The organism is Pseudomonas sp. Marseille-Q5115, from assembly GCF_916618905.1.
GTDB classification, from domain to species: domain Bacteria; phylum Pseudomonadota; class Gammaproteobacteria; order Pseudomonadales; family Pseudomonadaceae; genus Aquipseudomonas; species Aquipseudomonas japonica_A.
This window is the reverse complement of the sequence record NZ_CAKAKI010000001.1, coordinates 1,042,926-1,055,486: the sequence shown is the minus strand read 5'-3', so window position 1 is coordinate 1,055,486 and position 12,561 is coordinate 1,042,926. Positions and strand designations below refer to the sequence as shown.

Below are 12,561 nucleotides of genomic sequence, written 5' to 3'. Positions count from 1 at the left end.
GATCTGGATCAATCGTGCTGGAGTTACCGTATGCACACTTGGCACATGGCTTCGAACCGCGGAGCCTTGTACAAGGAGCCGATCCCATGACCACCCAACCGCGCATCTTGTTCATCGCTCCGAGGCAAATGAAAGCCACCCCGGCCTTGCATCGAGCCATGGCCCTGGCGACCGCCACGGGTGCCTCGCTTCATTTGGTTGCCTTTGACTACTTGCCTGACCTTGCCACCGCAGCCCTGATCGACTCGGACGCTCAGGATCAGATCCGGAAAGGGTATCTAGAACGCCACCGCAAGTGGCTGGACACCCAGGCCGGAGACCTCCGTCAGGGTGGCATACAGGTCACTGTCGAGGTGTTATGGGGCCAGGACGCTCTGACAGAAGCCTTGGTTCACGCACGGGAATTGCCTGCCACGTTACTGATCAAAGACCTGGAGGTGGAGTCCACCATCAAGCGTGCGCTGTTCACTACCCGGGACATCAAGCTGTTGAGGGAAAGCCCTTGTCCGGTTCACTTCGTCAGCCATGCGTACCATCCATTGCCCAGGCGTATCCTGGCGACCGTCGACGTTTCCCGTCCAGACGATGCAACCCGGGCCGCCAACCATAGGGTAATCACAGAGGCGGCGAACCTGGCGCTGCAGTGCGGTGCCGAACTTCACCTGTTGCACGCTCATAATTTCTATTCGCCGGAAGTCAGCGAGTGGGGCTATGGCATGACCGACATCGCGTATGCCACGGACCTGTTCGAAAAACTGCAGGCCAAGGAACGGGCTGCGTTTGATGAAATCGCCGAGCAGTACAGCATCGCGCCCGTTCATTGCCACTTCCTGACAGGCCACCCGGGGAGTGTGATCTGCCATTTCGCGACCGAGCAGGAGATGGATATCGTCGTCATCGGTCGGACCCATCGCCATGGCCTGGAAAAATGGCTCGGAGGTACCGCAGAGTTTGTGCTGTATAAAGCGCCCGAGAGTACGCTCAGCGTGTGAGCCAGGCAGATCAGCAGTCGGCCAGTAAGAGGGACATTCAGGAGCCGCCGCTTCCTGCGCCTTGGCATGCGCAGGATCCAGGCGAGGTCAGCGCCAGGCTGGTAACCGACCTCAATGAAGGCCTGAGCACGCCACACGCCGTTGCAAGGTTGGAACAATACGGCCCCAATACGCTGCCTGGCCAGGGGACGACACCTTTGCTGGTGTTATTCGCCCAGCAGTTCAAGAGCCTGGTTGTCGTATTGCTCATCACGGCGGCCACGGTCTCGTGGGCCATGGGAGATATCGTCGAGGGCGGTGCCGTCGCGATAGTCGTGGTGTTCAACGGCTTGATTGGCTTTTTCACTCAATGGAAAGCGCGCTCCACCTTGGACGCCCTTCGGGATCTTCAGGTGCCCGTGGCGCGGGTGATACGCGACGGACAGGAACAAAGCCTTCCTGCTTCGACGCTTGTCCCGGGGGACCTTGTGGTCCTCACGGAGGGGGACAAGGTTCCTGCCGACGGACGTATCGTGGCCAGCAACCGGTTGACTATCGAGGAGGCCGCCCTGACGGGTGAATCTGTCCCCTCCTCCAAGCAAAGCACCGTGCAATTGGCACTGCACACCCCGCTGGGTGATCGCTGCAACATGGCCTACCTGGGGACCATCGTGCTGCAGGGCCGCGGACAGATGCTGATCACCGAAACCGCCAGCTTCACTGAGATGGGCCGTATCGGCGCGCTCATGAAGTCCGCGGAGGATCGACCTACGCCCCTGCAACTGCAACTGGATCAACTGGGCAAGCTCTTGGTATTGGTGGTATTGGGCATCTGTTCGCTTGTTGCCCTGGGTGGATGGCTCAGAGGCTATGACGCCCTGTATGTGCTAGAAGTGGCCATTGCCTTGGCTATTGCCGCAGTGCCGGAAGGCCTGCCCGCTGTCGCTACCATGACACTGGCCATCGGCATGCAACGCATGGCAAAGCGCGGCGCGGTGCTCAAGCGCCTGGACGCGGTGGAGACCTTAGGCGCCACAACGGTCATTTGCACAGACAAAACCGGCACCCTGACGCGGAACGAAATGACCGTGACAACGCTCGTTTCCCATGCGGGCCAATGGTCATTTACTGCGCAGGGCGACCAGGCTCGGCTGGACGGTGGCGAACATAGCCTGCCGTTTGCTGAAGCCGCCCACCATCCCGAGTTGAACAAGGCCCTGCAGGTGGCGCTGCTGTGCAATGACGCGGCCGTCTACGAAAGCCACGGCCAGCTTTTAGCATCGGGAGACCCTACCGAGGGGGCGCTGCTGCTTTGGGCAGAACGCAGCAAGATAGGCCCCCAAGCCGCTAGAGCAACCCTTCCCCGTGTGGCCGAGATACCGTTTTCCAGCGACTACAAGTACATGGCCACCGTCCATAAGACCGCGTGCAACCAGCGGCTTGTCTGCGTCAAAGGCTCGCCCGGTACGCTACTGGCCCTTTGCGGGTGGCAATTTACAGCTTCGGGTATCGCGCTTCTGGGTCATAGGGAGCGGGCGCGATGGGAGCAGACCAACGTGCACTTGGCACAGACAGGCCTTAGGGTATTAGGTTTGGCCTATACCGAACGGGCAGCGAACCTAGTGGCGACTGAAGAAAGGCCAGGACCTATCGAGGGCTTGATCTTCGTAGGCTTGGTCGGGATGACCGACCCTTTACGCGACGAGGCCAAACCGGCGATCCAGACGTGTAGTGATGCAGGAATCCGCATCCTCATGATGACTGGCGATCAGCAGCCCACCGCCGCTCGGATTGCTACCCAATTGGGAATGGTCTCAGCCGAAGATGCTGGAGCGCGGACCATTCATGCAAAGGACTTGGACGAGCTGGATCCAGAAGGATGGCGCAGCGTCCTGGGTCGCGCTTCGGTATTTGCTCGAGTGTCGGCATTGCACAAGTTGCGGATCGTCGAAAATCTCCAGACCCAAGGTGCCATAGTGGCCGTGACGGGCGACGGGATAAATGACGCGCCAGCCTTGAAACGAGCGGATATCGGCGTAGCCATGGGACAGAAAGGTTGTGAGTTGGCCAAGGAAGCGGCGGATATGGTCATTACCGATGATAACTTCGCAACGATTGTCGGCGCGGTTGAACAGGGCCGCATCGTTTACGCCAATATCAGCCGCTTTGTTCATTACCTGTTTTCCTGCAACCTGGCCGAAATACTGTTGGTAAGCGCTACGCTGGCCCTTGGCTGGCCGTTGCCGCTGCTGGCGTTGCAACTGCTATGGCTGAACATGTTCACGGATATCTTTCCGGCACTTGCGCTCGCGCTTGAACCCGCAGCACCCGGCGTCATGCGCCTCAAGCCGCGGAACCCCGCGGAGCCTCTGGTAACCCCGGCCTTTGCCTGGCTTATCATCTGGCAGGCAGTGGTATTGGCAAGCGCTGCGCTGGTGGCCTTTGGTTCGGCGCTGGCGCTCTATGGTGCCGATGCCGAGGGCCTCTCCCACGCCATGACCATCGCCTTCACTACATTAGCCCTGGTGCAGATTGTGCACACGTTCAATGCTCGATCACGCACGCGATCTGCCTTCGGTTTGTCGAGCATCAACCTGTGGCTTTGGAGCGCCGTCATAGGCTGCACGCTGATGCAGATCGCCGCAGTTTATGTGCCTGCTCTACAGCAGTTTTTGCGCACGGTTGCGCTCAATATGCAGGATTGGTTACTGATTGCCGTTTGCGCCGGGTATCCGATTGCTGTCATAGAAACGGTGAAGCTGGCTCAACACCACAGGCGGACACGCTGACCTTGTAAACGCATGTTTGTCGCCTTGTGCAGTCACTGCATATCCCAGTCCTCAACCCTGCCTGGCGGGCAGCCGCCTCTTCAGAACTCAGCCCATCGGCTGAACTCTGGAAGGTCCGCCACAAAGTTTCGATGGGTACAGACCAATACGCCTCCTCGCCGCCACTCGCTGCGTTGGGTACTTCACTAGACTTCATGGCTGACCTCGAGTGTCCCTCGCTGTCCAGCGCCAGCCTTCGATTTCGGGCATGTCGCAGCCGTGCTCGGCTATGTAGTGGGAGTGACGCTGCAGGGCAGCCCAGTACCAGTCTCGAGCCTGCTCCACAGTTACTCCGGTGGCGTACACCCGCTCGATGGCATCGAGCGCTAGCCGGAAGCGGTCCAGCTCGTTGAGCACGGCCATGTCGAACGGAGTCGTTGTGGTACCTTCCTCCTGGTAGCCATGGACATGGAAGTTCTGAGCATTAGGCCTGCGGTGAATCAGCCGATGCACCAACGTGGGATAACCGTGAAAAGCAAAGATAACGGGTTGATGTCGCGTGAACAGCGACTCAAATGCGGCATCGTCCAATCCGTGAGGATGTTCATGGCGGCCCTGAAGCACCATCAGGTCCACTACATTGACGACCCGGATCCGCAAGCCGGGCGCCTGCTGGCGTAGGAGCGTCACGGCGGCCAAGGTTTCCAATGTGGGTACGTCGCCGGCACACGCCATCACCACATCAGGTTCCAGGTGCCCATTGCTTGCCCACTCCCACACGCTGGCCCCTGCCATGCAATGCATGACCGCCGCATCCATGCCTAACCACTGCCACTCCGGCTGCTTGCCTGCGACTATGACATTGATCATGTTGCGGCTACGCAGGCAATGGGAGGCGACAGCCAACAAGCAATTGGCATCCGGCGGCAGGTAAAGCCGAGCCACGTCCGCTTTCTTGCTGGCGACATGATCAAGAAAGCCGGGGTCCTGGTGGGAGAAACCATTGTGGTCCTGTCGCCACAAATGAGACGTGAGCAGGTAATTGAGCGAAGCCACAGGCACGCGCCAAGGCACTTCATTACAGCCCTTCAGCCACTTGGCGTGCTGGTTGACCATGGAATCGACAATAGGAATAAAGGCCTCGTAGCAGGCAAATAAGCCATGCCGCCCTGTCAGCAGGTACCCCTCCAGCCAGCCTTGGCACAAGTGCTCGCTGAGCACTTCCATCACCCGCCCTTCTGGATACAGATGTATATCCTGCTCCTGTATCGAGCCCATCCACTGTTTGTCCGTCACTTCAAACACGGCGTCGAGCCGGTTGGAAGCCGTTTCGTCAGGGCCAAACAACCGGAAATTACTATCTCCCTCGTTCAGGACCATCACCTCAGCCAGAAAGCGGCCTAGCCTCACGGTGGCCTGATCACGAGCTTCGCCAGGGTGTCTGACAGTGAGCGCATGCGTATGAAGGCTTGGCATTGCCAGCGGCTTGAGCAACGTGCCGCCATTGGCACAGGGATTTGCGCTCATACGGTGATGGCCGGTTGGAGCAAGCTCCGCCAATTCCGGCCATAGCCGACCGTTGTGGTCAAACAGCTCCTTGGGCCGGTAGCTCAGCAACCATCGCTCCAATTGCGCCAAGTGCTCAGGTTCATCAAGGCGAGACAAGGGCACCTGATGGGCCCGCCAAGTCCCTTCCACCTGCAGTCCATCAACCACCGCAGGGCCTGTCCAGCCCTTCGGGGTGGTCAGTACCAGCATCGGCCATCTGGGCCGGTCAGGCTGCTTGTCCGCGCAGGACCGCGCCCGATCCTGAATATCCTTGATCCGCAACAATATCGCGTCCAGGGTCGATGCCAGTTGCCGATGAACCAATGCGGGATCGCTCCCCGAGACAAAGTGCGGCTCGTAACCATAGCCACGCATCAGATGGCCCAGTTCCTCATGGCTGATACGGCTCAGTAGGCTAGGATTTGCGATTTTGTAGCCATTAAGATGGAGGATAGGCAAGACCGCGCCATCGCTCACCGGATTCAGGAACTTGTTAGAGTGCCAGCTGGTTGCCAGCGCGGCAGTTTCCGCCTCACCGTCACCGATGACACACGTCACAAGGAGGTCCGGATTGTCCAGCGCAGCGCCATAAGCGTGGGCGAGGGAATAGCCCAACTCACCGCCCTCATGGATGGAGCCCGGTGTTTGTGGGCCAACATGGCTAGGAATGCCGTAGGGCCAGGAGAACTGCCTGAACAAGCGGTATAAACCGTGCCGGTTCTGCTCGATGGCTGGGTAGCGCTCGCTATAGCTACCTTCCAGATAAGCATTGGCTACCAGGCCTGGCCCGCCATGGCCGGGACCTACCACCTGGATCATGTTCAGGCCATGCGCCTTGATCAGTCTATTGAGGTGCACATACAGCAGATTCAAGCCCGGCGTGGTACCCCAATGCCCGAGCAAGCGCGGCTTGACGTGAGCAAGGCTCAGCGGCTCATCCAACAAAGGGTTGTCTTGCAGGTAGATTTGCCCGACCGAAAGATAATTTGCAGCGCGCCAATAGGCGTCCATTTTGGTCAACAGGTCCAAGCTCAACACATCACTCATGGCGGGTGCTCCTGTGGGTAGGCATACGCAGGTTTCTATCGATCGAGGCTGCCTGCATCCGCTTGTGCAGCGAGGCTCACACGTGTACCCGCGCAACCCGAGACCAGCTGTTCGATTTCCGAAATCGAGCCAATAACGGCGGTTTTACCGCACCGGGCGAATTGGCACGCGGCTTGAACCTTCGGCGCCATGGATCCGGCGGCGAACGGCAACCGCTCCAGCCGCTGCGGGTGGATAGGGCCGATGGCCACCGCGCTGGGTGTACCCCAGTCGGTATAAACGTTGCTCACATCGGTGGCTAAAATCAGCAGGTCAGCGTCCAGTTGCGAAGCCAGCAAGGCGGAGCAGCGGTCCTTGTCCACGACGGCCTGCACGCCGCTGAGTCGCCCTTCGAGGTCGCGTATTACCGGGATACCCCCACCACCGGCGCATATCACTATGCAGCCTTCGCTCAATAGCCAGCGTATGGGGCGCAGTTCAGGGATTTCGGTGGGTGTCGGGCTGGCGACCACGCGTCGGTAGCCATTGCCATCCGGCGCGATAACCCAGTGCTTCACTGTCGCCAAGCGCTGCGCTTCAGGTAGCGAGTACACCGCGCCGATAGGCTTGTCAGGCTGCTGAAACGCCGGATCGCCACTCTCCACCAGCACTCGGGTGAGTAACGTGGCGCACGGCCGAGTGGCCTTGAGTTCATTACCTAGCGCCTGCTCGATAAGGTAGCCAAGCATGCCATCGGTCAGGGCGCCGAGCAGGTCAAGGCTGTAACCATCCAAGCCATCGATGCCTTCGGTTTGGGTCGCCAGGAGTCCAATCTGCGGGCCGTTACCATAGGTGATCACGAGCTCATGGTCGGCAACGATGGTAGCGATGCGCGCCATTGCCTGCTGAACATTGGCTTGTTGGGCAGGAAGGCTGATGGGCTGCCCTCGCCGAAGCAGCGCATTCCCACCAAGGGCGATCAGAATTCGCATCATCGCTTTCCTTGTATGGCCCACGGAGACCCGTGAAGGCTCAAGGACTTTAGCGTTCAACCTAGAGGCGAACTTAATCCAGATCAGAAAAGCTTTCGATGCTTACTGGGCTACGCGAATCGCTTTCATCCTTCACCGCGACTTGGTGCGCTAGCAAGGGAGTCAGCGTCAGGCATTGGACGGAATTCAGGGTACTAGGCGCGACGCGCATCCAGGCTGAAACGCCCGGCGCCGAAGGCGGCGACCTGCAGCAACCCGCCCGCCATGGCCGGGTTCTTGAAGAAGTTGATGAACTGGTTCTGGTCGCTCAGCTAATTGTGGAACGCGAGCGCGGTGGCCACGCTGAAGACGGCAAGCCCGGCTGCTACCAGACGTGTGCAATATCCCAGGATCAGGGCGATGCTACCGACCGCTTCAACCAAAATGGCAATCGCCAATGGCAGCGTGGGGAATGGCAGGCCGACCGATTCGATGTAGCCGATCATGCCAGCCGGCGCGCTGAGCTTACTGATGCCAGAGGGCAGAAAACTGACACTCAACAGAACACGGCCTGTTAGCGCAGCCGAGGCGGAAAGCGTGCCGGTCGTGAGGGTGTTCTATGCTGATCCAGCGATCTTCTCCATATGTGGAGGGGCTCGTTCGCGGCTTCGGTACCTGCAGACAGTACGCGGGTTCGAAGCGGGGTGGATAGTGAGATCGGGTGATATGTTAAATCTAAGCCTGGTCAGTCCTGAGAGCTGTGAGCAGATTCTATGAGTTTGGTGACAGGAAGCTAAGGACTCATAGCTGGCCTTCCCTAATCGCCCCAAGAACTAGGTGGCCTTCAAATCTGTGGCTGAGGCGGAAACAGCGGGGGGCGCAAGCCCGCCGATTGCCGCTAATTTGTCTTCAGGACGCTTACCACTTCGGGCCCCTAGCCTAAGAGCAAGATGCAAGATTAATCACGCGCATGCGACTACCTGCCCAGTAATATTCCTTAGTAATGAACAGCCGACGCGTTACCACTGATAAGTATGGCTAATAACTTCATGCTTCCAGAGGTAGCTAATCGGAAGAGTGAAATGGCGTTAATGTGCCTAAGCTATTTAGGAGGGCACGCCATGTCGCGGCAAAGGATGGTTCCGGTTCTTGCGGTTTTCGCCGCTCTTGCGATCTCGTTCAGCTATGCGGGGCCTTCAAAGGCTGAGCCGCTCACGGTCCTCAAGCAAGGCAGTTTTGCAGCCGGCGGGAGTATCTCGACCTCTCCGGGTGATTTCGTCAACAACGCACCGACTGCACGGGGACAAAGCCTTCATGGCGATCATCTCTATGCCTCCTATCAAGTGCCAGCGGATCCCCGACGCCTACCGATAGTGATGCTCCATGGCGCGTTCGTCTCAGGGCGGAGCTGGGAAACAACGCCCGACGGCCGCGAGGGCTTCCAGACGATTTTCCTGCGTCGACATTTCTCCACCTACATCGTCGATCAGCCGCGGCGCGGGCGAGCGGGCAACAGCAGCGTGGCGATGACGATCGAGCCCGTACCTAACGATCAGCTGTTTTTCGACCAGTTCCGCCTAGGCGTGTGGCCCCAATTTTTTGAAGGCGTGCAATTCGATCACAGCCCTGAAGCGCTGAATCAATTTTTCCGCTCGTTTACGCCTAATACCGGCCCGTACGACGCCAAAGTGATTTCAAGCGCTATGACGGCGCTGCTGGAGAAGACCGGGCCCGCGATACTGTTCACCCATTCGCAAGGGGGCGAGCCTGGCTGGCTGACGGCGATAGAAAGTCCGAATGTGAAAGCCATTGTCGCCTTCGAGCCTGGAAGCGGCTTTGTATTCCCGCAGACTGACCTCCCTGCCGAAATGCCCAGTGCGGCCGGAACACTCAAGCCCGTCCCTGTTTCAGACACCGATTTCGCCAAGCTTACCCGCATCCCGATTGTCATCTACTACGGGGACAACATCCCGACGGAGCCGACGCCGGAACGCGGGAAGGACAACTGGCGTGTTCGACTCGCCATGGCGAAATTGTGGGTCGCGGCCGTCAACCGGCATGGCGGAGATGCCCGCCTAGTCCATCTGCCTGACATCGGCATTCACGGGAATACCCATTTCATCATGTCCGATTTGAACAACCTGCAGGTTGCTGACCAAATTTCGCAATACCTCTCTGAAAAGAAGCTTGATTGACCCAGGATCTGCCCAGAATGACCGACTCCAGTTTTAATCCGAGTAGGCGTGAGTTTCTCGGGGCCTCCGCCATTGTCCTTACCTCCGCATTGATAGGAGTGCCCTCAATGAGCCAAGCAGCCTCTGAACCTGTTGCCCCCACGCTTGATTACCGCAACAACCCCTTTACGCTCGTCTATGACGGTGCGCTGACCCGCAACGAGCCTGGCAAGGTCAATATTCACCCGGTCAGCTACAAGCTAAATGGCCTGGACATCGTAGCCAATGTTTACACCCCAGCAGGTTACGACCCAACCAAGCGCTACCCGGCTATCGTTGTTGCCCACCCTAACGGTGGGGTCAAGGAGCAGACAGCGGGCCTTTACGCCCAGCATTTGGCCGAGCGTGGCTTTATCACGATTTCAATGGACGCGGCCTATCAGGGTGGTAGTGGCGGTCAACCCCGTAGCGTGGACAAGCCAACATTCCGCATCGAGGACATCCACGGTGCCGCGGACTTCATTTCCCGCTATCCCGGGGTGGACCCCGCGCGCCTTGGGCTGTTCGGTATCTGCGGCGGGGGCGGTTATTCTTTGGCTGCCGCCAAGACCGACAAACGCTTCAGGTCGGTCGCGACATTGAGCATGTTCAATTCCGGCCGCGTCCGTCGCAATGGCTTCCAGGACTCGCAAAAGGCAACGATCCAGCAACGCCTGCAGCAGGCTTCAGCCGCTCGCGCACAAGAGGCCACCGGGGGTGAAATCCTCTATGCCGGCGATGCCAACCTGACCGACGCACAGATTGCGGCCTTGCCGTTCGACCTGTATCGCCAAGGCTATAACTACTACTGGCGGACCAATGCCCATCCCGGCTCGACCTTCAAATACACCATGAGCAGCCTGATGGATCTGATGCGCTGGGACGCAACCGACGAGATCGAACTGATCAATGTCCCCTTGCTGATGATGGCGGGGAGCAAAGCCGACACGCTGTACATGACGGAGGATGCTTTTCCGAAGGCGACCGGGACTTCGGACAAGGAGTTTTTCAAGATCGATGGTGCCCGTCATATCGAGACGTATTGGGTGCCTGAATATGTCGAAATCGCGCTCGGCAAGCTGACGCCCTTCTTCTCTCGGACCCTTGGCTGATCACACGAATCAAGACATCCGGCGCTCTGGGTTAAGCCCGGCGCCCGGGACTCATTGAGGACGCCGCATTGAAGCTGATCTCCCGAAATCTGATTGTTACTGCAAGCCTGATGCTGGCCGGTGGGGTTATGGCTGACGTGCAGGCAGAAGTTGGTAAGGACGATCGGGAGCCCTCCCGCGCACAGCAGTTGATGGGAGACGTTGATCCCAAACTCGCTGAACTCACGGATAACGTGCTGTTCGGCGATGTATGGGAGCGTCCAGGGCTTGCGAAGCGTGACCGCAGCCTAATTACCGTTGCGGCACTGATCGCACTGAATCGGCCCGAGCAGCTTCGCTCGCACATGGAACTGGCGAGGCGCAACGGGGTGACAGAGCAGGAGCTGGTCGAGGTCATTACGCAACTCGCCTTTTACGCCGGTTGGCCGAACGCAATCAGCGCCGTTGGTGTGGCGCGTGAAGTCTTTCATCCCAAATGAGGTGGCCAGTGAACAAGACGGTCGTGATGGTGGGACTGGCTTCTGTGCTAATAGCGATCGTCGCAGACGCAGCAGAGCCCAACCTGCAATCGATCGCACTCATCCAGAGTGGCACCGGACCCGCAAGTCGCGGGCCGGCGCAAAACTTCACGGGCACTGTCCAGGTGACCGGTCGCTTTCAAAGCGAAGGGCCGGCGCGTATAGGGGGCGCCACGGTCGTGTTCGAGCCAGGCGCTCACACGGCTTGGCATTCGCACCCCCTGGGGCAGACGCTAATCGTGACGCAAGGACAGGGGTTCGTACAACCATGGGGGCAGCCTGCACAAGCAATCGGGCCGGGTGACGTTGTGTGGATACCGCCTTACGTCAAACACTGGCACGGCGCGGCGCCACACAAGTCCATGACCCACGTGGCGCTCTCCGAGAAACTCAACGACAGCTCCGTCACCTGGATGGAAGCGGTCAGTGAAGCGCAATACGTGCAGGCAGTCAGTGCTCATCCCCGGTAACGCAAAGTCTCCAAAAGAAGTGAGAACGCCGGTGACGTGTGACGACGGCTTGGGTAATAGAGGTAATAGCCGGGGAACGGCTCACACCAATCGTCCAACACTCGCACCAATCGTCCAGCCTTGATGTGCGGCATTACCTGGTCTTCGGGAAGGTAGGCGAGCCCCAATCCGTCCAGCGCCGAATTGAGGCGCAGGCTGATGTTGTTGAAGACCAGCTGCCCTTCGACGCGCACGTTGACCTCGTGCCCGTCCTTGCTCAAATCCCAGGGCGGAACCCCGCCATAGGTAGGCAAGCGGATGCCGATGCAGTTGTGTGCGGTCAGGTCCTGAGGAGCCTGTGGAACCGGGCGCTGTGCAAAGTAATGCGGCGCGCCAACCACAGCCATGCGAAGGTCCGGGCCGATTCGCATGGCGATCATGTCCTTGGCCACCTGATTCCCCATGCGAACCCCGGCGTCATAGCCCTCGGCGACGATATCGGTCAGCCCGTAGTCAACAATGATCTCGACATTCACTTCAGGATTGTCCGGAAGAAAGCTGCGCAGCGCTGGCTGAAGCACCGAGACAGCCGGATGTTCGCCAGCATTGATGCGCAGGGTTCCAGACGGTTTGTCCCGCAGTTGACTGAGCGAGGAGAGTTCCTGGGCAATTTCGTCAAAGCGCGGCGCCACCGTATCGAACAGGCGCCGCCCGGCTTCGGTTGGGGCCACGCTACGGGTTGTCCGGGTCAGCAACCTTAGCCCAAGCCGGGCTTCGAGCCCTCTGATCGTCTGGCTGAGCGCCGATTGGGAGATGCCCATCTGCGCGGCGGCGCGGGTAAAACTGCGCTCTCTGGCGACCATGACGAAAGCGGCCAACTCGTTGTAGTTTTCACTCGCCATTGATTAGACCAGCTTATAGAGGCATGTCGATTAGGCCACCTTATCGCATTCCAACGTCAGGCCTATAGTGCTCTGAAGCTTTT

General features: G+C 59.0%; 9 protein-coding genes and 1 pseudogene. 6 read left to right on the top strand and 4 right to left on the bottom strand.

Annotation, left to right across the window (positions count from 1 at the left end):
• The first annotated feature begins 86 nt into the window (after positions 1–86).
• A complete protein-coding gene (locus LG385_RS05020; protein WP_181112715.1) occupies positions 87–992 on the top strand; it encodes a universal stress protein in 906 nt (301 codons plus the stop codon).
• Positions 989–3,760 carry a cation-translocating P-type ATPase gene (locus tag LG385_RS05015; protein WP_225772879.1) on the top strand — a complete coding sequence of 924 codons (2,772 nt, stop codon included), beginning with the start codon at positions 989–991 and terminating at the stop codon, positions 3,758–3,760. Before LG385_RS05020 ends, LG385_RS05015 begins: the two co-directional genes overlap by 4 nt.
• 192 nt (positions 3,761–3,952) lie before the next feature.
• Here LG385_RS05015 and LG385_RS05010 read toward each other — a convergent pair whose 3' ends face one another.
• The 3 genes and pseudogenes from LG385_RS05010 to LG385_RS05000 form a co-directional block, all read right to left on the bottom strand.
• Positions 3,953–6,334 (bottom strand): phosphoketolase, encoded by a 2,382-nt coding sequence (locus LG385_RS05010; protein ID WP_181112719.1) that lies wholly within the window; start codon positions 6,332–6,334, stop codon positions 3,953–3,955.
• 35 nt (positions 6,335–6,369) lie between these two features.
• Positions 6,370–7,305: a carbamate kinase gene (locus LG385_RS05005; RefSeq protein WP_181112721.1), complete on the bottom strand. Its 936-nt coding sequence runs from the start codon at positions 7,303–7,305 to the stop codon at positions 6,370–6,372.
• 194 nt (positions 7,306–7,499) lie between these two features.
• Positions 7,500–7,874 (bottom strand): annotated as a pseudogene (locus tag LG385_RS05000) (DoxX family protein); the annotation flags it as partial.
• 531 nt (positions 7,875–8,405) lie between these two features.
• Between LG385_RS05000 and LG385_RS04995 the strand changes: the two are divergent.
• From LG385_RS04995 to LG385_RS04980, 4 genes are all read left to right on the top strand, one after another.
• The gene (locus LG385_RS04995; RefSeq protein ID WP_263974672.1) at positions 8,406–9,479 is read left to right on the top strand and encodes an alpha/beta hydrolase; all 1,074 of its coding nucleotides are present in this window, start codon (positions 8,406–8,408) and stop codon (positions 9,477–9,479) included.
• A gap of 107 nt (positions 9,480–9,586) precedes the next feature.
• Positions 9,587–10,609 carry an alpha/beta hydrolase gene (locus LG385_RS04990; RefSeq protein ID WP_225772877.1) on the top strand — a complete coding sequence of 341 codons (1,023 nt, stop codon included), beginning with the start codon at positions 9,587–9,589 and terminating at the stop codon, positions 10,607–10,609.
• Positions 10,610–10,677: 68 nt separating this feature from the next.
• Complete coding sequence (locus LG385_RS04985; RefSeq protein ID WP_225772875.1) at positions 10,678–11,088, top strand: carboxymuconolactone decarboxylase family protein; 411 nt, start codon at positions 10,678–10,680, stop codon at positions 11,086–11,088.
• Between the two features lie 26 nt (positions 11,089–11,114).
• The gene (locus tag LG385_RS04980) at positions 11,115–11,597 is read left to right on the top strand and encodes a cupin domain-containing protein (protein WP_413247355.1); all 483 of its coding nucleotides are present in this window, start codon (positions 11,115–11,117) and stop codon (positions 11,595–11,597) included.
• Here the strand turns inward: LG385_RS04980 and LG385_RS04975 are convergent.
• Positions 11,585–12,478, bottom strand: a complete 894-nt coding sequence (locus tag LG385_RS04975; protein ID WP_225772871.1) for a LysR family transcriptional regulator — start codon at positions 12,476–12,478, stop codon at positions 11,585–11,587. The genes LG385_RS04980 and LG385_RS04975 overlap by 13 nt on opposite strands.
• Between the last annotated feature and the right edge of the window lie 83 nt (positions 12,479–12,561).